Source organism: Pseudomonadota bacterium, assembly GCA_041395565.1.
In the GTDB taxonomy this organism is placed as follows: domain Bacteria; phylum Pseudomonadota; class Gammaproteobacteria; order UBA9214; family UBA9214; genus UBA9214.
In genome coordinates, this window is record JAWLAI010000004.1 from 362,661 (window position 1) to 383,869 (window position 21,209).

Sequence of the window (21,209 nt, forward strand, 5' to 3'; positions counted from 1 at the left end):
AAACGGGTATCTAGACTGCCGTCCTGCGCTTGGCTATACCGCACAGGATGCACAGACCCGTGCCAAAAAGATATACCGCTGCCGGCAGCGGCGCCGCGGAGACGCGCCAGGTCCCCGGAGGATTGAGCGTGGATGAACTCAACGCCGCGTTGAAATCCCCGGTAGCTACGCACATTCCATTTGCAACCCTTGTACAAATACCGAAACTTCCGCCATCCGGTTGGATGAATACATCATGTGTACTTACCAGGCGTGCTGCAATATCGCCGATGGCGGCCGGGCTGGGGAAGGCGATCCGCAGGTCGATATTCCATTCGGCAATTGCGCCCGATGAATCTGTCCAGAAGGTAAACAGGATTGAATCCGTATTGCTTTCCGTGAAGACCGTTACCCCGTCGCTGAATGTGAAGTGGGTTGGCGTTACCGCAGTCGCGACAAGATCGGGAACCAGTGCCTCTGCCAATTGCAAAGATCCCGCAACCCGCATGGTACTATCATATACAGAACCGGCTATCGTATCGTAGGTATTGCCGGTGTACGTATACACAGTCGCGCCATTTGCCACAGCAACGGTCAACAAACAGCCGTACAGGGCAAGGAAGAGGCGAGCTGTCATCATGGAGTCCGATCAGGCAGAGCCGTCAGTTCCGGCCGGTTCGATTATTATCAGAAACAATAATACTTCATCAAGCAAACTAGCGGATTAGTACCTTCGTATGATACGGGTGCCAAGGGCTGATACTGCGAAATGTCTCCGGGATGACACTCATTGTGCCTGCACGCCATGCTGTCTGCGTTCCGCCAGTCCGAGCTGCCGATAACGCAGGAAGGTCAGCGGCCCGTAGATGGCGACCACCAGGGCGTACCCGACGATGCCAAGTCCCACGTGGTAGCCGTAGTCGGTGGTCTCGTCCGGGTACAGGTACATCACGGTGGCGCCGAGCGCGCACATGAACCCAGCCGGCATCAGGCTGAAGATCACGCTGGGCAGCGGGCGGGCGCCGGCCGCCATGCGCGACAGCAGCATGCGGTACTCGGACTCGCCCATGGCGCGGATCAGCCAGAGCTTGCTGCTGTTGGAAGCGGCCACCAGCCAGGAGGCCACCATGATGACGATGCCGGCGCCGACGTCCCACCAGGGGATGATGAACACGCCGATCGTCAGCAGGGCGAAGGGCCAGTGCAGGCGGCGGATGAGGGTGTTGGATTCCAGCTCGAGCCGGGGCGAGGCCAGCCAGGTCGAGCCGATGTCGCCGATGCGCGCGAGCAGGATCAGCAGGGCCAGGGTGATTTTGACGCTTTCCTGTACTTCCACCATCTGGGTTCCTCGCTGGTCATACGGGCGGATCCCGGCAAGGGCAAGGCAGTGCCGGTGCTGTTGTAACGGCAGCAGGTGCTGGGAGACTAGGGGACGGAGGGAATTTCTGCGCCTTTCCTGCGCCGCCTGTCGCACTGGTTTTGAATAAACTTTTGCCGCCACCTCTTACCGAAGCACCGCGCAATCACCGCCTTTCCATCTCCACCGCCGCCCGCCGCCACAGGTCGTGGTTGTCGAGGAACAGCGTCAGCATCGACCACAGCCCGGTGACCAGCGCCAGCGCGAGTGCGAGCCAGGTCGGCGGCCGCAGTATGCCCACGGCGTCTGGCCAGCCCAGCCCGACCAGGGTTGTACCCACCGCGATCAGCTGAAACACCAGCTTCCACTTGTTCAGCTGCCCGGTGCTGATCACCACGCCCAGGCAGGGCGCCATGCTGCGGAAGCCCTGGACGGCGAATTCGCGCGCGAGCAGCAGCAATACCGCCCACAGCGGTATCCAGTCCGGGTGATGGCAGGACAGCCAGACCAGCAGCACATTGGCGAAGACCTTGTCGGCCAGCGGGTCGAGGAAGGTGCCGAGGTTGCCGGCGCAGCCCAGGCGCCGTGCGGCATAGCCGTCCAATGCGTCGGTAAGGCTTGCGGCCAGGAACAGACCGAAGGACCAGAACGGCGCGGTGCCGGCGTCGAGCAGCCACAGCAGCGGGACCAGCAGCACCAGGCGCGACAGGGTGAGCAGATTGGGGATCCAGCAGGTCATGGGCGGTCCTCCGGCCGGTCCGGACAGTGTACTGCGTTCAGGCGGGTGTTGGCATGACGTCCGGCCCCGTTGGCGAGATCACCGGGACTCGCATAGAATCCGCCCGTCTCCGGCTACCGTCGTCGTGTATGCAACTGGTTTCCTTCGATGCCCTGCGCACACTGAAACTGCCCCGCACCACCTTTATCAAACCCGAACGTCTGCTCGAACACCTGCCGGAGGTCCGCGCGGCCGACTGCTTGCTGTTTCCGCCCTACTGGCAGGTCAACGCCCTGGTCTACGGACTGCGCAAGCGCATCTTTCCCAGTCATGCCACCTACCTGCTGGGGCATGACAAGGTCGAGATGACCCGCGCCTTCCAGATGGTCGCACCCGCGCATGTACCGGAAACGCTGATCGAGGCCAACGACCCGGCCGGCATCGCCCGGGTGCTGGAACGGTTGCCGTTTCCGTTCGTGGCCAAGCTACCGCGCAGCAGCCAGGGCGAGGGCGTGTTCCTGGTTCGCGACCGCGCCGACTGGCAGCACTATCTGGCGCTGACACCGGTCATCTATGCCCAGGAATTCCTGCCCATCGACCGCGACCTCCGTATCGTCTACGTCGGTTCGCGCATCGTCGGCTGCTACTGGCGCCTGCAGGGTACGCAGGGGTTTCACAACAACCTCGCGCGCGGCGGCATCGTCGACCGCAGTCCGGTGCCCGAGGCGGCCCGGGTACTGGTCGAGCATGTGGCCGGTACGCTCGGCATCAACCACGCGGGTTTTGATATCGCCATGGTCGATGGTCATCCTTACGTACTGGAATTCAACCGTCTGTTCGGCAACCGCGGATTGCAGGGTGCGAACGACCCGGTGCCTGAGGCTATCTTGGAATATCTCGTTACGGCGCTGGGGCATCACGATCCCGGCGATCCGTCACGGCCGCTGCCGCTGGCGGTCTGAACCGGCCGTAACCGCCGCATCCCGTCGATGGCAGGGTTGCCGCCGGCATCGGTGCGGCGCGCCGGCGCGGCCATACCGAGTCGTGAAATACTTTACCCATTTATATAAAGAAATAGGCCGGGCTACCGACATACCTCCTGCAAGGTCCAATCAGGACTGTACATGACACATGGAGTTCATGCGCGCAGGCGCGACAACCGGACAGCGTGAGGACAGGATAATGGCATATCTGACATGGGATCACGAACTGGATACCAAGATTCCGGTGATCGACAACCAGCATCGCCGCATCGTCGAGTACATCAACGAGCTACATGCGGCGATCGAGCTCGGTGACCGCAAACAGGTCGGCCAGGTCGTGGAACAGCTGGTGGATTACACGTTATCCCATTTCGCCTTCGAGGAAGAGCTGATGGAGCAGGCCGGGTATGTATTCCTGTCAGCGCACAAGAAGGTGCACGGCATGTTCACCCGCAAGGTGTCAGAATACCAGCAGCGCTTCGAGCTGGGTGAGGATATCGGGCGCCAGTTGCTGACCACGCTGCGTACCTGGCTGATCAACCACATCAAGCGCGACGATGCCGACTACGCCGAAATCGTACGCATCGCCATGGAGCCGGGCTCGCACCAGAAGGCCGGTTTCTTCAAACGCCTGTTTGGCTGAACCGCTATCCCGTCCGGCAGGGCCGCCGCCGCGGCCCGCAGTACGCACACGCTTTCAATTCCACACCGTTGATTCATCCCGGGGACGCTGACATGCGGGCGTCCGACAGCTTAAGGGGGCGAGACCGAAAGCCGAGTAGGTCTCGTCCCCGCTTTCCATCCAGGGCAGGCTCGCACCTGCGCGTTCCCGCCCGGGCGTCAGAAGAGCAGCGGCGGGGCCGGCGGCGATTCACCCGTGACGCCGTGATTCTCGTAGGCGCCGATATCGAGGCCTGCGAGCGGGCGCGGCGTGTTGGAGAAGTCGCGCAGGATGCTGACGTTGCCGCCGAAGCGTGATCTGAAGCGTGTATTCAAATCGGCGAGCACCGCAGGCGCCTGGTCGATGCCGGCGCCACCTGGCAGCACGTGGAAATCCGCCGCAGCCGGATTTCTGAACATCGGATCGCCGATGAGGTTGCCGCTGCCGCCCGCTATTGCGTCGATATCCGCACCCGACGCCGTCGTGATGTGCGAGTTCCAGCGCACGGAGATCGCCCCGCCGTCGTTATAGAACAGATTGTTCGAGGCGCTCGACTGGGCCGCGGGGGCATCGTCGATATCGATCGAATCTCCGCTGATATGCGAGAGTATGTTGGCTTCCATGGTGATCTTCAGGTCGCCGGCCTCCCAGGGACCCTTGATGCCCGTTGCGGTATTGTGGATGGTGTTGAAGGCGGCAATGGCGGGTCCTTCGCCCGTGCGGCCGAACTCCAGACCCATCGCGGCGACGTCGTGTATGACATTGCCCAGCACGAAGCTGTTATAGGCTTCCTCGACCCGTATCCCCTTGTTCGAGTCATGGACGTGATTGAACAGGATCCATACATGGTCGGGTCTGCCGTTGCTGCCGGCCAAGATCGACACGCCATCCGAACCGCTGGAGCCCGTCGTGCAGCCGGAGCCGTCGTCATAGCAGAATTTGACGCCCGGGCTCGTCGGCCAGTGGTTGTACACCTCGTTCTGGGAGAGGATCACGCTGCTGCAGTATTTCAGGTCGATCCCGTTCTCGCGGTTGCCATGGATCGTGTTGCCGCCGATATAGACGTGCGTCGGCGGGCTGGTGGCGCAGTCATGGCAGAACTGGATACCGTCGCCGCCGTTGTAGCTGAGGCGGTTGCCGAGGATCCACACGTGATGACTGCCCTCGGTAAGCACAATTCCGTGCATGTCATCACCCTGGTGATGATGGATGGCGTTGTCGTAGAGCGCGATATTGCTACCGCTGACCTGGATTCCGTTCGTGGTCGCGGCATTGCCTGCCACCTCGGAATTCCTGATCACGGCGTATTTCAGGTCCACGGTCTGGATGCGGGTGTTGCGCAGCGTGAAGCCGTCGAATACGAAATACGCGCCGTGTATCAGGGTCTTCACGGGGTCCTGCAGAACCGGGTGGTTGACGCCGTAGAGATACACCGGCCGGGTGACATTGCCGTTCAGCGTGAAGTTGGCATCACGGGCGAAGCGGTAGGGCCCCCCTCGGACCTCGGCCACGCTGCCGGCCGGCAGCGAAAGTGGTATGGTCAGCCGCGGTCGGTTCGGGTAGCCGTACGGATTGGCACTGTCGGTGGCATTGGCGGCGGTGTTGTCGATGTAGTAGTAGCCGGGCGCCTCGCCGGTCGGCCAGGCGGCGGGATGCGCCGGCAACGGCGCGTTGATGGGATTGCCGAGTGCGCTACCGAAATCGGGCGCCGGAATGCCGATCGGCATGTCGTAGGCATGGGCCGCCGCGCAACGCAGCAGCGCCAGCAGCAGTACCGCCATGCCGGGGAAGAATCTGTTAATCGTCACGCTTACCTCTCGAGTCAGCGGACAACCGGCGTTCAGCCGGCGCCAGCCGGGATGCGCGGTGATGGCTCAACCGCATTCCAGTATGCGTTGCGTAACCCCGACTTTCCGTGACCGATTATGGGAATCACACAGCGCAGTCAGCGGGGTCGGTGCCCCGCGTCAGGTGTCTCACTGGGTTGCCACGCATGGCGCCCACCGAGGCCATCGCAAGAATTGCGCCATACCCCGCTGCCGGGGTGAAATTCGATTGTTATCAGTTGCTTGGTGGCGGTGGGCGTTGCTGGGCCGTGTCTGCGGCGTCACTCAAGGGCGACACTGGTGCGGTGCCTGGAGCTAACTTGCGGAATATGAATGACTTCCGTTGTATCCAGATGGCAACAGGGCAGCCCCGGCGCGGTTGCCGGCCGCTGCCATGCCGCCGCACGGCCGCGGGAGCTCAGGCGCGTGGATCGCGCCGCAACGCTGCATCGCGGGTACCGTCGTAATAGGCGTCGCGATACCTTGCCACGGTAGCGGCATTCTCCCCGGCATCGCCGCCTGATTGCTGCAGGGCAGCCTGGGCCAGCGCGATGCTTGCCTCCAGATTTTCGGACACGGCGACGCGCGCCCCGCGCGCCAGCAGCTGCCGGCAGCGTTCCTGGTCATGTCCGCGGGCCAGGATATCGAGGTGGGGGAAGGTGCCGTGGAGGGAGCCGACCAGTTGCTCGGTGAGCCGGAAGTCGTCGACCGAGACGATGACCAGCCGTGCCTCACCGACGCCGAGACTTTTCAGCACCTGGGGCGCACGCGCATCGCCGTAGTAGACGGACCGCCCGGCGTCGCGCTCGCGGCGGACGACATCGGCATTGAGGTCGATCGCTGCGTAGGTCACCCCGCGCATGTCCAGGATCTCGCCGACGCGGCGGCCGACCCGGCCGAAGCCGACGATGACGATCGGGGCGGCAGTCACCGTGCCGTCCGGCAGCGCGCTGCGGCCGGCTGCCTGTGCGGCAGCCAGGCGGAACGCCCAGCCCGCCAGCGGGGGCGTCGCGAGCATGCTGAGCACGACCGCGACCAGCAGCTGCTGGTACAGGGCCGGCTCCAGCAGCGCCGCATCATGTGCGACCGCGAACAGCACGAGGGCGAATTCGCCGCTTTGCCCGAGTACCAGGGCGATCGCCAGTGACGTCCGGGTCCCGAGCCCGAACAGACGTGCCAGCGGCCAGAGCAGCAAGGTCTTTGCCAGCATGAGCAATGCAACCAGACCCAGGGAAAGCAGTGGCCGGGCGAACACCCGCTCAAGTTCGAGCGACATACCGATCGACATGAAGAACAGGCCAAGCAGCAGCCCCCGGAATGGCTGGATCTCGGCCATGACCTGGTGACGGAATTCCGAGTCGGCGATCAGCAGACCCGCCACGAACGCGCCCATGGCCATGGACAGTCCGATCTTCGTCATGAGCACCGCGATGCCGAGCACCAGCAGTACGGCCGAGGCGGTGAAGACCTCGGGAGAACCGTAGCGTGCCAGGCGCTGCAGCACGGGCTGCAGGAAATAGCGACCGCCGAGTATGATCAGCGCCAGGAGCGCCAGCGCCTCGAGCAGGGCCAGCCCGATATCCGCTTCGATGGCCAGATCCGGCAGCGCCAGCAGCGAGGCGAGGGCGAGCAGGGGCACCACGGCAAGATCCTGGAACAGCAGGATGGCCAGTGAGGTGCGCCCGTAGTCGCGCTCCAGCTGCTTCTGCTCGGTCAGCAGCTGCAGGACGAATGCGGTCGAGGAGAGCGCCAGGGCCGGACCGATCAGGATGGCCGCACGCAGGTCGAGTTCGAACAGCAAGTGCGCCACGGCGGCCAGCAGGGTACCGGTGACCACGACCTGCAGGGTCCCGAGACCGAACACCATGCGACGCATCTGCCACAAACGTGCCGGCCTGAGTTCGATGCCGATGACGAACAGCAGCAATACGACACCGAGTTCGGCGAGATGGCCGATTTCGGCACGATTGTGGATCAGGCCGAATGCCGAAGGTCCCACCACCATCCCGGCGACGAGAAAGCCGGGCACGGTACCCAGGCCGGCGATGCGTGCCAGCGGTACCGCGATCACGGCCGCGGTCAGCATGATGATGATGTCGGTGAGGTAGGCCGGATTCATCGGTCTGGCAGGGATAGGCGGTCAGTATCCCTGCTGTTTGCAGGCGCCCTCGGATACGCTTCCCGGGGCATGACGAAAAAGGGTACCCCCTGGGGTACCCTTGCGTCGCACTGGTGCAGGTTCAACCCGCCTTTTTCATGTCGCCGCTGAGTTCGCGCACCAGGGGATAGAGTTTTTCCGTCTCGTTCTGGATGCGCTCGAGTATGAGCTCGAACAGCTCCCCGGATTCCTTGAGGAAGAGCTCGTAGTCGCCGACGGCCAGCGTATCGCTCTTCTTCCTGGGGCACCAGTCCTTCATGTAGGCGGCCATGATGCGCTTGATCTCCTGCGACCCGGACATGAAATTCCGTGCCATCTTCTGGATCTCGTGGTCGTCGTGCGTCAGCAGTTTGCTGTAGAGATTCTGGTCGACCAAGTCGATATGCTCCTTGACCTTGTCGGTATAGCGGTGGAACAGTTCGCAGCAGGCTGCCGTGTCGCACATCGAACGTTCCTTGAACAGGTAGAGCAGGACGTTGGAGAGTTCAGTGATGGTGTGGTTTTCGCTATGCAGCTCATCGTAGGTGATCATGATCTGAATCCTTCATTGCGCCCCCCCGCAGAGGCAGTTGGTGTTGGCGGGATCGCATCTTGCGTAACCCAAGCATAACCCGTTAGCCATCCGTGCATCCACCTCCCGCGGGCGTGGACCGTGGCATCCCGACCGGTACGGATGCCGCGCATGTCGCTGCATGCGGCTGGAACCGGCGCATTAACCCGGGCACCGTGCAACGGGAAAAATGACAAGACGCAAATACCGGCCGCTCGATGCCTGCCCGCCGGGGCGGCCGGGATGGCGCGGCAGACCGGCGGCGCCGGCCGCATGTTTTTGCAGATTTTCCGCTAAATCATAAACTTGTTTAAGGGCGCGCCGGGTCGATTCAGGCTATAGTAAGGCAATTCATGAACCGGGCCGGGCCTGCATGCGCAAACCGCTGAAGATCAATCTGCTGAACGGTCTGGTCGTCGCGATCGTCCTGCTCGGGCTGATCAGCGTGGTGACCGTGATCATGAACGCGCGCACCTACCGCGAGCTGGCATTCAACTTCCAGCGCCAGTACATGACCCAGCTGATCGCGGCCGAAGCCAACACCCTGCTGGCCGACAATGCCGAACAGATGCGGCGCATGGGGTTGAGCATCCAGTCGGATGCAGACTTTCGGGCGGCCTTCGATGCGCGCGCGGACAGCACGCTGGCCGCCGTGCTGGAGGCGCAGTATTACCGGGCGCCGGTGACATCCAACTTGGTCAACGCCGTCGGTATCTATGTCTACGATGCCGATTTCAACCTGCTGGCAGTAGCCATGCGCAGCGACAGCAGCCTGTCGGACGATGCCATCATCTGCCCCGACCTGATCACCAAGGCGCGCATCCGCGAGGGCGCGCGCCGTCTCAAACCGCTGCACGAGCTCTGCCTGCAGGATGACATCCCCTACCAGGCGGCGATTGCACCGGTCGGCGGGCTGGTGCCGCGCGGCTATCTGCAGGTCGTCGCCGACCCGCTGCCGGCGCTGGAACAGCTCGATGCGCATCTCAAGATGCCGGTGCGCATCAGCCGTATCGACGGCACGGTCCAGTATGCCGCGAGCGGCTGGTCGGAGGACGTCTCCGCCAATTTCGTCCAGTCCGCCTACACGCTGACGACCGACAACTCCAGGCCGGCGCTCGAGATCGTGGCGGCGCGCAATGCGGATGCGCTGGTGCTGCAGATCGAACGCACCAACCGCGGTCTCCTGATCACGGTCGTGCTGGTATTGCTGACGACCGTGCTGCTGGCACTGCTGCTGGTGAACTATTCTGTGTTCCGGCCGTTGCACAACCTGCGCCAACGCGTGCGCGAAGAGTGGGCGCGCAGCGTCGACGGCGAACATGCGGCGGCCGTTCCGGGCATGACCGGCCCCACGACCTTCCATGCCCTCGGCGAACTCTACGAGACGCTGCACGACCTGGCCATACGCGACCCGCTCACCGGTACCTACAACCGCGCCCTGCTGGAGGACCGCCTGATGCAGGTGATCGCGGAACACCGCCGTAACCCCGGTGTGGCCGCCGTCCTGCTGATCGACATGGTGCGCTTCAAATACGTCAACGACATGCTTGGCCACCATATCGGCGACATCCTGCTCAAGGACGTGGTCGGACGCATCGCGGACGTACTGCGCGAATCGGATACCCTGGCGCGGCTGGGCGGTGACGAGTTCGTCATCGTGCTGCCGGGAACCGACGCGGATCAGGCCGTGCAGGTCGCGCACAAGATCATCAAATCGATGAAGCATCATTTCGAGGTCAGGGAGCACAAGATCTTCGCCGCCGTGACCATCGGCATCGCGCTGACGCCTCAGCATGGCACGGATGTGGATACCCTGCTGCGCAATGCGGACTACGCCATGTATACGGCCAAGGCCCTCAAACAGGGCTGTGCGGTGTACGATCCCTCGACCACCGAGGATGTCGATGTCGCGCGCATGACGCTGGATGGCGTGCTGAACCATGACATCAGCCGCAACGACCTGTTCCTGGTCTACCAGCCGGTCATCGAGTTCGCGACCGGCCGCATCAGCTATCTCGAGGCACTGCTGCGCTGGCGCAAGCCCGACGGCAACATCCTGCTGCCGGACACCTTCATTCGTGTGGCCGAGCAGAGCGGGCTGATCCGGCAGCTTTCGGAATGGGTCATCGAAACGGCCTGCCGCGAGCTGGCCCTGCTGCGGGAGGACAATCACGACCTGCGCACGGGCATCAACCTGTCCATGCACAATCTGCACGATTTCAACCTGATCACGCGCATCCGCGATGCCCTGCAGCGTCACCACGTGGCGCCCGATGCCCTGCTGCTCGAGATCACCGAGACCGGCGTGATGCTCGATCCGGAGCAGGTCATCGAGACGCTGCGCCAGCTGGCGGCGCTCGGACTGCGGCTGTCGATCGACGATTTCGGTACCGGCCATTCCTCGCTGGTCTACCTCAAGCGCCTGCCGGTACATACGCTCAAGGTGGACAAGTCATTCGTGGCCGAGATGGATTCCGACGAGGAAAACGCCTCCATCGTCCGGGCCACTATCGATCTGGCGCACAACCTCGGCCTCACGGTGACTGCGGAGGGCGTGGAAACGCGTGCCGTATACGAACGCCTGCAGGGTATGGGGTGCGACTACTATCAGGGGTATTATACGGGCAGGCCCATGACGCTGAAGGAGGTGCTGCAGTGGCTGGAAAGCCGGCACCGGGCCTGGTAGCAGGGCCTTGTAAGGTTGTTGATTTGAGAGAATTTTCGGTGCTGATTCTGGCCTGGTCCCGGGCTGCGGTGCACAGCCGCCGCCGGACGGGCAGGCCGGGTATGACAGGGTGGACCCGTGCGCGCGGGCACGGGCAGGCGCCGACCGGCGCGCTGCGGGCAGGGCATGACGACGCCCGCGGCTAGATCAGCAGGCAAAGTAACACGATCCGGGCTGGCGGAAGACCATGCCGTCCGGGCAGACAGGCTAGGTGCCGCGCCCCGTGCAGGCCGCGGAATCGGGACATGACCAGAATAATCACAATAACCAGTGGTACAGCGCAGGCGGGCAAGACCCAGCTGGCGCTCAATCTCGCACTCGAGCTGGTGCGGCGCGGCCACCAAACCGGTGTATTCCAGGATATCCAGGCTGCGCGCATGCTGGACGAGCAGCTCGACCTGCATCATCACGTCATACCGCAGCGGCGCGTCACCGACCAGCCGGCCGGCGATGTTCTGCGCAGCGGCTACCAGGGCGTGGACTTCCTGAGCTGCCGCCTGCCATTGACGGCATGGGCGGCAGCGGATGCCGAGCGGCTCAAATCCTGTATCCACGACATGGATACTCATGACGGCTACGACGACCTGCTGGTCGACACCTCCGCCATGGCACCTGCGACCGTCCTGGCTTGCTGCCTGGCCGCGGGCGTGGTGGTGGTGATGGTTACCCCCGACTTGCAGTCCCAGGCCGAGGCGTTCGCCCTGATCAGGATCCTGCGTCTCAACGGTTTCGATGGCGAACTGCGCCTGGTGGTGAACCAGGTGCGGGACGAACAGCAGGCAGCGGAGGTGCGCGAGCGTCTCAACACGCAGGTGCGTCATCACCTGGGCGTGGAGATTCCGCTGCTGAGCAGCCTGGCAGCGGATCGCTACGTCGCCATGGCGCTGCGCTCGCGCCAGGCGGTCAGCTCGGTCTATCCCGATTCCGCGTTGGCGCTGGCGGTCGTCGGGATCGCCGATGCGCTGGGCACGCTCGGCAACCGGACACGGTCCACGCGCCAGACCGTGACGCGCTTTTGGAAGACCTTCCTGGACAAGATCCGCGTACCCGTGCAGCTGCCCGGCCATCTGACGCTGACGGATTTGCCGGAACCGGGACCCGGGGCGTCCGCCACGCGCGCCATGGTACCCGTGGAGACCGGCCTGGTGCAGTTCGACGGCAGCCTGGCACTGTTGTGCGACACCCTGGTATCGCTGCCCAGAACCCTCGGCGTGCTGGCGCAGGATATGCAGGAGCTGGTCGCCGCACTGGCCGGGACCCAGACGCTGCGCGTGGTGCCGGACCGCGCGGCCTGCAGCGAGCGCGAGTGTCTGCAGCTCGCTGCGGCCATCCTCAACGGCGTCTGCGCGAGCGCGACGCAACGGGAGCAGGTACATCTACAGGTTACCGAATGCCACCAGGAAGCTGACACCCCCAACTGGCTGCACAATGGCGACTACATGCGCTTCTCGTTCCTGATCGGTACCCAGGGCAATCTGCTGGACCGGTTGCAGACCGTATTCTCCCGCCTGCGGCTGCCGCCGCTGCCGGGACAGGTGGAGGAAAACGGGGTGCTGTGGGAGCGGATCAATCCGACGCGCAACGTCTCGCTGGGGATCAGTGTCACACTGCCGGACGAGCTGCGCATGGTGCTGTGGGTGCCGGCGCACCGGGTTGCGGCGGCAGCCGCGGATGTGCCGGCGGCAGCGGCCGCCAAGCGCTAGCGCTCGGCCCTGACTGCACCGCAGTCCACAAACGACTGCGCCCGACCGGGATCCGGCCGGGCGCAGGAACGCCAGCAGCGGCATGGCCGCGAGCGCTATTTCTCCGCTTTCAGTTCGACCTTGGCGGATTCCCGCAGCGTATTGATGTGCTGCTGCAGGTTCTGGTTGGCAAGCAGGAGCTTGAGCCGGTCCTTGACATCATCGAACGGCGGCGGGGTGCTGTCGCGGGTATCGTCCAGCATGATAACGTGCCAACCGAACTCGGTCTGTACCGGTGTCTTGCTGTAGGTGCCTTTCTCCATAGCGGCGGCGGCATCCGCGAACGGCTTGACCATCTGGCTGGCGCCGAACCACCCCAGTTCACCCCCTGAGGGGCCGGATGGGCCGGTGGACTTTTCCTTGGCCAGCTCGGAGAAATCCTTGCCTTTATCGAGCTCGGCAATGATCTCCTTCGCCTCGTCCTCGGTCTTCACCAGGATGTGGCGGGCCTTGAACTCCTTGCCGGGCACACCGACCTGCTTGTCATAGAACTGTTTCGCATCCTCGTCGCTCACCGAATTGTTGTCCATGAAATCCTTGATCGCCGCGCCGGCCATGGTGCTGCGTTCCAGCTGATTGAGGGTCGCGGCGATCAGCGGCTGTTTGGTCAGCCCTTTGGACACGGCTTCCTGGCGCATCAGTTCCAGGGCCACGAGCTCGTTCAGGATGGTTTCGCGATCGGCTTCCGTGTCGTGGGTCTTCGCGGCGCGCTGATTGCTGTAGACATCGTACACCTCCTGGGTGATGGCGCTGCCGTTGACGGTGGCAATCACTTCGCCGCTGAGTGTGGCCGCGGTGCTGCCGGCGGCAGACTGCGGTGTGGTAGGCAGCGCCGTCTGCATCCGGTCGCAGCCGGTTGCGAACAGCAGGGGGGCGAGGAACAGCGCGTAAAGACGATGATTCATGGTGGAGATCCTTTCAGGTGTTTTGGGTGGATGAGTCTTCTTCCGGGCTTCTTGCGTCGATGCTGAGGGCATGGATGTCCCGCTGCATCATATCACCGAGGGCATCGTAGACCAGCCGGTGGCGCTGGATCAGCGATTTGTCCCGGAATGCCGCGGCGGTAATGCGCACGATGAAGTGTCCGCCGCCACTGGCGGCGCCGGCGTGGCCGGCATGTTTTGCACTTTCATCGATTATCTCGAGTCTGACCGGATGCAGCTGCTGCGCGAGGCGCTCGCGCAGTGCGACGGTGCGGCTGGTGGCGTCCGGCATCAGGGCAGTACCTTGCGGAACGGTTTCACGGTGACTTGGGCGTAGACGCCGGCGGCCTGGTAGGGGTCGGTGTCTGCCCACGTGCGTGCGGCATCCAGGGAGTCGAACTCCGCGACCACCAGGCTGCCGGAGTATCCGGCCGAACCCGGATCTTCGCTGTCGATGGCGGGGTGGGGCCCGGCCAGTACCAGACGGCCGGCCTGGCGCAGCGCTTCGAGCCGCTGCAGATGGGCGGGGCGCGCCCGCAGGCGGGCATCCAGACTGTGCTCGCGGTCCTGGCTGATGATGGCGTACAGCATTACTTGCCGCCCTCCGCGGTTTCCATGTAGCGGCTGAGGTAGAAGGCCTGGCCGAAAACGAACACGAGCGTCAGACCCATGATGCCGAACACCTTGAAATCGACCCAGATCTCCTCGCTGAAATTGAAGGCGACATACAGGTTGAGGATGCCGGTCGCCGCGAAAAACAGGATCCAGGCCCAGTTGAGGCGGTTCCATACCGGGCCCGGTGCCGTAATGGCATGACCCATCATGCGTTCGATCAGGGTGGCCTTGCTGAACAGCCGCGCCCCGAGAAAGGCGAGTGCGAACAGCCAGTTCACCACGGTCGGTTTCCACTTGATGAAGACGGGATCGCGCAGCGCCAGGGTAAGGCCGCCGAACACGACCAGGATGCCCAGCGTGATCAGGTGCATCTTCTCGAAACGACGGTGCTTCAGCCAGAACAGCCCGGTCTGCACGAAGGCGGCGCCGATGGCGACGGCGGTGGCGACATAGATGTCATACAGCTTGAACGCCCCGAAAAACAGGATGAGCGGGAACAGGTCGAACAGGAACTTCATAACGTATCCGTGGCTGGGGCTCGGGGATTAGTCTGCTATCGGCGGCAAGGGTTCAGATCATAGACTGTTTGGGTGCTGGATTGAACTGCTGCAGGTTGCGGCAGGATCCGCAGCCGAATCCGTGCTCTAGTCGTAAGGTTATGGTATTTCTGGTATTTTTGTCCGCAGCCCGGTTGTGCGCGGCAGCCGGTGCCGCAGCGGCGCGGCGGGGCGTCGTGCGCGCGGCCTAGTGCAGCGAGCGGTCCTGGGTCCACTGCCGGTGATATCTCGCCATCAACCGGCGCACGGGCTCGGGATAATCCAGCGCCGCCATCTGCTGCATACCCTCGCTGAAGAAACGCCCGGCATCCTCCGGCAGGTGACGCGTGAGCAAGGCGAACGCCGCCTCCATCAGGTCGATATCATGACTGCGCGTGGCGACGATGCTGTGATTGATCAGCAGCACGCGCCAGGGCCGACCCGGGTTGGTCTTTTCCAGGTCCTGACTGTAGCGCGGCGACACCGCCGCGACGATCCGGCCGATCATCGCGCTCAGCGCTGCCAGCGCCGCCGGCTCGCGCTGTGCGTTCGCCAGCAGGGCCAGCGCGTCGACGACCGGTTCCAGGCTGTCGATGAGGCCGCCGTGCCGCGCGATCCACACTGCCACATTCGCCACCAGTTCCGCCATCTGCGTGCGCACTTCGCCTGCCCGCGTCCGTTCCAGCTCGGCCGCCAGCGCCGCGCACAGGCGCAGGGCGTACTCGCCGATCTCGGTGACATCGGCGCCCGGCACATCCGTGCGACCGGCATCCGTTTCCAGACGGGTCATGACCTCGAGCAGCCGGTCGAATGCCTGTGGGAGTTCCGGCTGCGACGCCGTGGGCGTCGCAACGCGGCTGGCGAGCAGCGGCGACAGCCGGGCCTGTATCGTCGTGAGTTTTCCGTCGGGTAGCTGCATGCCGGTTTTCCGGGGAGTCGCGGCCAATGGTAGCAGCGTTGGCCGCAGGTACGCGAATCCTGCCGGAGCGGCACCATATCGCGCCGCTGGTGGCGGCCGGCGCGGGTTGGCCCTTGGTGCAACGCAATCGGGGCCGCGCTCCGGTAGAATAGCCGCATGTCACTACGCTACGACCTGCACTGTCACTCCCTTGCTTCGGACGGATCCCTGGCGCCGGCCGAACTGGTACGGGCCGCGCATGCGGCCGGTGTGGGTGTCCTCGCGCTCACCGATCACGACACCACCGATGGGCTCGCCGAGGCGGCAGATGCCGCGCGCGCGCTGGACCTTACCCTGGTCAGCGGCGCGGAGATCTCGGTCACCTGGCAGGCGCAGACCGTGCATGTCCTCGGCCTGGGTCTGGACACCGGCAACGCCACCCTGCAGGCGGGGCTGGCGGGGTTGCGCACCTTTCGCGACTGGCGTGCGGAGGAAATGGGGCGCCGGCTCGCACGGGCCGGTATCGCCGGGGCATGGCCGGGCGCGCGCGCGCTGGCGCAGGGCCGGATCGTGAGCCGGACCCATTTCGCCCGTTATCTGGTCGCGCAGGGCCATGCGAGCTGCGTGCGCGATGTGTTCCGGCAGTACCTGGTCAGCAACAAACCGGGTTTCGTGGCAGGGCAGTGGGCGGCGCTGGAAGACGCACTGTCCTGGATCAGGGCGGCCGGCGGCATCGCGGTGATCGCGCATCCCGCGCGTTACAATATGTCGGCCAGCAAGCTGCGGCGCCTGATCGGCGAGTTCCGCGAGCTCGGCGGCGGCGCCATGGAGGTCGTCTCCGGCAGTCATACCCGGGACAATGTCGCCGCGATGGCCGCCGTGTGCCAGCGGGAAGGCCTGCTGGCCTCGTGCGGGTCGGATTACCACGGTCCGGACAATTGCTGGATTCGTCTCGGCCAGCTGCCCGACCTGCCCACGGGCTGCACACCGGTGTGGGAGAGCGAGCGCTGGTCGCTACAGTGATTCTTGCGGATTAATCTTGCGCCACAGAGTACACAGAGCACACAGAGGAAAATATTTCCAGCCTGTTCCGGATCTGATATTGCCGGGACCGGGAAATTAAACATCATGACGCTAATTTCTCCGGGCACGCTGTGGCATCTTGTTGCATCCATCCATATCGATAACTGCTGATACGCACTCATGAGCCAGTTTTTCCAGATCCACCCCGTCAATCCACAGCAGCGCCTGATACGTCAGGCCGTGGACATCCTCCGCGGTGGCGGGGTGATCGCCTATCCGACCGATTCCAGCTACGCGCTGGGCTGCTGTATCGGCGACAAGCGCGGCATCGAGCGCATCCGCCGCATCCGTGGCCTCGACGATTCGCACGATTTCTCGCTGGTATGCCGCGACCTGTCCGAGATCGCCGTCTTCGCCCGGGTGGAAAACAGTGCCTACCGCCTGCTCAAGGCACTGACGCCGGGGCCCTATACCTTCATCCTGCGCGCCACTGGCGAGGTGCCGCGCCGGCTGCAGAATCCGAAGCGCAAGACCATCGGCATCCGCGTACCCGACAATGTCATATGCCAGGCCCTGCTGGAGGCGCTGGGCGAACCCCTGATGAGTTCCACGCTGATCATGCCGGGCAGCGAGGTGCCGGAGACCGATGCCTACGACATCCGCGAACGGCTCGAGCACGAGCTCGACCTGGTCATAGACGGCGGCAACTGCCGCCTGGAACCGACCACGGTAGTCGACATGGTCGAAGGCGTGCCGGTCGTGGTGCGCGCCGGTCTGGGCCCGGTCGACGCCCTGGGACAGTAATGCAATCGCTGGCCGCAGGGTTATAATTCCGCGATGTTCGAACTCAGCCTGGTGCAGAAGATCGCGGCCTGGATCGTGCCGGTGCTTTTGGGCATCACCGTGCACGAGGTCGCCCATGGCTGGGTGGCGAGCAAGCTGGGCGACCGCACGGCACTGATGCTCGGTCGCCTGACCCTGAACCCCTTGAAGCATGTCGACCCGATGGGGACCATCCTGATCCCGGGGCTGCTGCTGCTTATGCGCGCCGGTTTCATCTTCGGCTACGCGAAACCGGTGCCGGTCGACTGGCGCAACCTGCGCCATCCCAAGCGCGACATGGCCATCGTCGCGGCCGCCGGCCCGTTGACCAACCTGCTCATGGCCATCGGCTGGGCGCTGCTGATCCGCATCGCCTACCTGATTGGAGACGGTGGCGTGGCGCTGGTATTCATGGGTGTGGCAGGTATCTTCATCAACTCCGTGCTGATGATGCTGAACCTGCTGCCGCTGCCGCCGCTCGATGGCGGGCGCGTACTTACCGGCCTGTTGCCGGGACGCTGGGCCTGGTATTTCAGCCGCATCGAGCCGTACGGATTCTTCATCCTGATCGCGCTGATGCTGACCAACATCCTCGGGCTAATCCTGTGGCCGCTGATCGAGCTGGCATGGAGCGCGCTACTGCCCGTGTCGGGCATGAGCACGACCGATTTCCAGGCGATACTGAATTCACTGATGTAAAGAAGGAGAACAGCTTGGTCAGTCACACCACCAGCAGCCGGGTCCTGTCCGGCATGCGTCCCACCGGACGCCTGCATCTCGGCCATTACCACGGCGTGCTCAAGAACTGGCTGCACCTGCAGCAGGAATTCGACTGTTTCTTTTTCGTGGCCGACTGGCACGCACTCACCACGCATTACGAGGACTCGCACGTTATCGCCGAGCACGTCTGGGACATGGTCATCGACTGGCTCGCCGCCGGCGTCAATCCCGGTTCGGCACGACTGTTCATCCAATCCCAGGTGCCGGAGCATGCCGAGCTGCACCTGCTGCTGTCGATGGTCACCCCGCTGGGTTGGCTGGAGCGCGTGCCCAGCTACAAGGACCAGCAGGACAAACTGCGCGAGCGCGATCTGGCCACCTACGGATTCCTCGGTTACCCCTTGCTGCAGAGCGCCGACATCCTTATCTACGGCGCCGACAAGGTGCCGGTGGGCGAGGACCAGGTCGCGCACGTGGAACTCACGCGCGAGATCGCGCGCCGTTTCAACCATATCTTCGGACGCGGCGAGGGTTACGAGGAGGCTGCCGAGGCCGCCATTCGCAAGATGGGGAAGAAAAACGCGAAACTGTACCGGCAGCTGCTCAAACGCTACCAGGAGCAGGGGGATCACGCTGCCGTGGAAGTGGCCCAGGCCCTGCTCGCGGAACAGCAGAACCTTGCGCTCAGCGACCGCGAACGCCTGCTCGGTTACCTGGAGGGTACCGGGCGCATGATCCTCGCCGAACCGGCGGCGCTGCTGACCCCGGCATCGAAGATGCCCGGGCTGGACGGGCAGAAGATGTCCAAATCCTACAACAACACCATCAGCCTGCGCGAGGACCCGGAGGCGGTACAGGCCAAGCTGCGCACCATGCCGACCGATCCGGCACGGGTACGCCGGACCGACCCCGGCAATCCCGAGGTATGTCCGGTCTGGCAGCTGCACAAGGTCTATTCCGGATCCGAGGTGCAGGACTGGGTGCGGGCGGGCTGCACCACGGCGGGCATCGGTTGCCTGGACTGCAAGCAGCCGGTCATTGACGGCATCCTGGCCGAGCTGCGGCCGATCCAGGCCCGGGCGCGCGAGTTCGAGCAGGACCCGGGCCGGGTGCGCGCCATCATCCACGACGGCTCGGAGGCGGCCCGCGACGTCGCGCGCCATACCCTCGAGGAAGTCCGCGAGGTGATGGGCCTCAAATACTACTGATTGGGGGAAATAGCAGTAAAAGGCGCGACATCTGCGACACAATGGGGTAGTATCCCGCGAACGGCTGCGGTCGTTCACTCGAATCCCGCTACAGGGTAGTCAATGAGCGAACATCCAGGACACGACGTCACCCCTGAAATCCGGCATCAGGAGGAGCTGCCCCTCGCCGTCGTCCGGGGGCGCGCCATCGAGTCGCTGCCGCACGACCTCTACATTCCGCCGGATGCGCTGCAGGTATTCCTCGAGGCCTTCGAAGGTCCACTCGACCTGCTGCTGTACCTGATCCGCAAGGAGAATCTCGATATCACCGATATCGCGGTCGCCGAGATCACGCGCCAGTACGTCGAATACATCGAACTGATGCAGGAGATGCAGCTGGAGCTGGCGGGCGAGTACCTGGTCATGTCCGCCATGCTGGCCGAGATCAAGTCGCGCATGCTGCTGCCGCGCCCACCCGGCGTGGAGGAGGACGAGGACGACCCGCGCGCCGAGCTGGTGCGGCGCCTGCAGGAATACGAGCGCTACAAGCAGGCGGCCGAGGACCTCGACGCCCTGCCGCGGCTGGGACGCGACGTGTTCCAGGCCGTCGCCGAGGCGCCCGAGCGCAAGGTCGTGCGGTTGCCGCCGGAGGTGGAGCTGACGGACCTGATCGCGGCGTTCCGCGAGGTCATGCAGCGTGCCGCGATGTTCGCCCATCACCACGTGCAAATGGAACCCCTGTCGGTGCGGGAGCGCATGTCCAGCGTGCTGAGCCGGGTCAGCAGCCACCGCTTCACCAGCTTCGCCGACCTGTTCACCGTGGAGGAGGGGCGCATGGGCGTGGTGGTGTCGTTCCTCGCCGTGCTGGAACTGGTCAAGGAAGCGCTGATCGAGCTGACCCAGGCGGAGCCGTTCGCGCCGATCTACGTCAAGGCCGCTGCGCGTAGCGCGGCGGCTGACGCTGCCGAAGAAACCCCGGCTGATGCAACCACCGTGGCGGCGGTCGCCGACGAGCCGGCCACCGCGTAGACCCGAAGCGCATGGACAACGCACAACTCAAACTGATTCTCGAGGCCATGCTGCTGGCCGCCGGACGCCCGCTCTCGCTCGACCAGCTGCTGGTCATGTTCGAGGAGCACGAACGGCCAGAGCGCAACGTCGTCCGCGACGCGCTCGCGCTGCTGGCTGCGGATTACGAGGACCGCGGCATCGCCCTGGTCGAGGTCGGGGGCGGCTATCGCATCCAGGTGCGCGATTCCATGCGGGCCTGGGTCGGACGACTGTGGGAAGAAAAGCCGACGCGCTATTCGCGTGCCCTGCTGGAAACCCTGGCGCTGGTCGCCTACCGTCAGCCCATCACGCGCGGCGAGATCGAGGAGGTGCGCGGCGTCACCGTCAGCACCAACATCATGAAGACGTTGCAGGAACGCGAATGGGTACAGGTGGTCGGGCACCGTGACGTCCCGGGACGGCCGGCGATGTACGGCACCACCAAGCAATTCCTCAACTACTTCAGCCTGAAAAGCCTGGACGAACTGCCCTCGCTCGCCGAACTGCGCGACCTGAACGCCATCGGCAGGGAGCTGCAGCTCGATCTCGCCGAGATTCCCGGCCTGCTGGTCGAATCGGCCGAGGAACAGGCTGATGCCGACGCAGAATCCGCACCGACCGCCGCAGCGGAGCCGGAGCCGGTTGCGGCCGCCGCTGTCGCCGAAGCGGCAGAGGACGAAAGCGGCGCCACGCTGCACTGATCCAACCTGCCGCGCCGACGGGGCGTGTGTCCGCT

The 21,209-nt window shown here is 64.3% G+C and carries 22 protein-coding genes; 11 read left to right on the forward strand and 11 right to left on the reverse strand.

Annotated elements, in window-relative coordinates:
* Positions 1-10 precede the first annotated feature (10 nt).
* The 3 genes from R3F42_07645 to pgsA all read right to left on the reverse strand — a co-directional run bounded on the left by R3F42_07645 (position 11) and on the right by pgsA (position 2,075).
* Positions 11-619, reverse strand: a complete 609-nt coding sequence (locus R3F42_07645) for a hypothetical protein (protein ID MEZ5541901.1) — start codon at positions 617-619, stop codon at positions 11-13.
* A gap of 147 nt (positions 620-766) precedes the next feature.
* Positions 767-1,318, reverse strand: a complete 552-nt coding sequence (locus R3F42_07650; protein MEZ5541902.1) for a hypothetical protein — start codon at positions 1,316-1,318, stop codon at positions 767-769.
* 184 nt (positions 1,319-1,502) lie between these two features.
* The gene (gene pgsA, locus R3F42_07655; GenBank protein ID MEZ5541903.1) at positions 1,503-2,075 is read right to left on the reverse strand and encodes a CDP-diacylglycerol--glycerol-3-phosphate 3-phosphatidyltransferase; all 573 of its coding nucleotides are present in this window, start codon (positions 2,073-2,075) and stop codon (positions 1,503-1,505) included.
* Positions 2,076-2,203: 128 nt separating this feature from the next.
* Here pgsA and R3F42_07660 point away from each other — a divergent pair, with 128 nt between their 5' ends.
* Both R3F42_07660 and R3F42_07665 read left to right on the forward strand, forming a co-directional pair.
* Positions 2,204-3,016 carry a hypothetical protein gene (locus tag R3F42_07660; GenBank protein MEZ5541904.1) on the forward strand — a complete coding sequence of 271 codons (813 nt, stop codon included), beginning with the start codon at positions 2,204-2,206 and terminating at the stop codon, positions 3,014-3,016.
* Between the two features lie 220 nt (positions 3,017-3,236).
* Entirely contained in the window at positions 3,237-3,680 is a 444-nt protein-coding gene (locus tag R3F42_07665) for a bacteriohemerythrin (GenBank protein ID MEZ5541905.1), read from the forward strand.
* 197 nt (positions 3,681-3,877) lie between these two features.
* Here the strand turns inward: R3F42_07665 and R3F42_07670 are convergent, their stop codons facing one another.
* The 3 genes from R3F42_07670 to R3F42_07680 all read right to left on the reverse strand — a co-directional run bounded on the left by R3F42_07670 (position 3,878) and on the right by R3F42_07680 (position 8,214).
* Positions 3,878-5,506 (reverse strand): right-handed parallel beta-helix repeat-containing protein, encoded by a 1,629-nt coding sequence (locus R3F42_07670; protein ID MEZ5541906.1) that lies wholly within the window; start codon positions 5,504-5,506, stop codon positions 3,878-3,880.
* 436 nt (positions 5,507-5,942) lie between these two features.
* A complete protein-coding gene (locus tag R3F42_07675; GenBank protein ID MEZ5541907.1) occupies positions 5,943-7,643 on the reverse strand; it encodes a monovalent cation:proton antiporter-2 (CPA2) family protein in 1,701 nt (566 codons plus the stop codon).
* A 121-nt stretch (positions 7,644-7,764) separates the two neighbouring features.
* On the reverse strand, positions 7,765-8,214 hold the full coding sequence (locus R3F42_07680) for a hypothetical protein (GenBank protein MEZ5541908.1): 450 nt from the start codon (positions 8,212-8,214) through the stop codon (positions 7,765-7,767).
* A gap of 150 nt (positions 8,215-8,364) precedes the next feature.
* Between R3F42_07680 and R3F42_07685 the strand changes: the two genes are divergently transcribed.
* From R3F42_07685 to R3F42_07695, 3 genes are all read left to right on the forward strand, one after another.
* Complete coding sequence (locus tag R3F42_07685; GenBank protein ID MEZ5541909.1) at positions 8,365-8,529, forward strand: hypothetical protein; 165 nt, start codon at positions 8,365-8,367, stop codon at positions 8,527-8,529.
* Positions 8,530-8,605: 76 nt separating this feature from the next.
* Entirely contained in the window at positions 8,606-10,918 is a 2,313-nt protein-coding gene (locus tag R3F42_07690) for a bifunctional diguanylate cyclase/phosphodiesterase (protein ID MEZ5541910.1), read from the forward strand.
* A 284-nt stretch (positions 10,919-11,202) separates the two neighbouring features.
* Positions 11,203-12,660 (forward strand): hypothetical protein, encoded by a 1,458-nt coding sequence (locus R3F42_07695; protein ID MEZ5541911.1) that lies wholly within the window; start codon positions 11,203-11,205, stop codon positions 12,658-12,660.
* Between the two features lie 95 nt (positions 12,661-12,755).
* Here the strand turns inward: R3F42_07695 and R3F42_07700 are convergent, their stop codons facing one another.
* From R3F42_07700 to R3F42_07720, 5 genes are all read right to left on the reverse strand, one after another.
* Complete coding sequence (locus R3F42_07700) at positions 12,756-13,604, reverse strand: peptidylprolyl isomerase (protein MEZ5541912.1); 849 nt, start codon at positions 13,602-13,604, stop codon at positions 12,756-12,758.
* A 13-nt stretch (positions 13,605-13,617) separates the two neighbouring features.
* Positions 13,618-13,914, reverse strand: coding sequence for a BolA family protein (locus R3F42_07705; protein ID MEZ5541913.1), 297 nt, complete (start codon positions 13,912-13,914; stop codon positions 13,618-13,620).
* Positions 13,914-14,213: a YciI family protein gene (locus R3F42_07710; GenBank protein ID MEZ5541914.1), complete on the reverse strand. Its 300-nt coding sequence runs from the start codon at positions 14,211-14,213 to the stop codon at positions 13,914-13,916. The genes R3F42_07705 and R3F42_07710 overlap by 1 nt, the downstream gene beginning before the upstream one ends.
* Complete coding sequence (locus R3F42_07715; GenBank protein ID MEZ5541915.1) at positions 14,213-14,755, reverse strand: septation protein A; 543 nt, start codon at positions 14,753-14,755, stop codon at positions 14,213-14,215. The genes R3F42_07710 and R3F42_07715 overlap by 1 nt, the downstream gene beginning before the upstream one ends.
* Before the next feature lie 226 nt (positions 14,756-14,981).
* On the reverse strand, positions 14,982-15,692 hold the full coding sequence (locus R3F42_07720; protein ID MEZ5541916.1) for a hypothetical protein: 711 nt from the start codon (positions 15,690-15,692) through the stop codon (positions 14,982-14,984).
* A 156-nt stretch (positions 15,693-15,848) separates the two neighbouring features.
* Between R3F42_07720 and R3F42_07725 the strand changes: the two genes are divergently transcribed.
* The 6 genes from R3F42_07725 (at position 15,849) to scpB (ending at position 21,174) form a co-directional block, all read left to right on the forward strand.
* Positions 15,849-16,694 (forward strand): PHP domain-containing protein, encoded by an 846-nt coding sequence (locus R3F42_07725; protein MEZ5541917.1) that lies wholly within the window; start codon positions 15,849-15,851, stop codon positions 16,692-16,694.
* Between the two features lie 180 nt (positions 16,695-16,874).
* A complete protein-coding gene (locus R3F42_07730) occupies positions 16,875-17,498 on the forward strand; it encodes an L-threonylcarbamoyladenylate synthase (GenBank protein MEZ5541918.1) in 624 nt (207 codons plus the stop codon).
* Between the two features lie 33 nt (positions 17,499-17,531).
* On the forward strand, positions 17,532-18,215 hold the full coding sequence (locus R3F42_07735) for a site-2 protease family protein (protein MEZ5541919.1): 684 nt from the start codon (positions 17,532-17,534) through the stop codon (positions 18,213-18,215).
* Between the two features lie 14 nt (positions 18,216-18,229).
* Positions 18,230-19,444: a tryptophan--tRNA ligase gene (locus R3F42_07740; GenBank protein ID MEZ5541920.1), complete on the forward strand. Its 1,215-nt coding sequence runs from the start codon at positions 18,230-18,232 to the stop codon at positions 19,442-19,444.
* Between the two features lie 102 nt (positions 19,445-19,546).
* Complete coding sequence (locus R3F42_07745; GenBank protein ID MEZ5541921.1) at positions 19,547-20,452, forward strand: ScpA family protein; 906 nt, start codon at positions 19,547-19,549, stop codon at positions 20,450-20,452.
* 11 nt (positions 20,453-20,463) lie between these two features.
* Positions 20,464-21,174, forward strand: a complete 711-nt coding sequence (scpB, locus tag R3F42_07750) for an SMC-Scp complex subunit ScpB (GenBank protein ID MEZ5541922.1) — start codon at positions 20,464-20,466, stop codon at positions 21,172-21,174.
* The last annotated feature ends 35 nt before the right edge of the window (positions 21,175-21,209 follow it).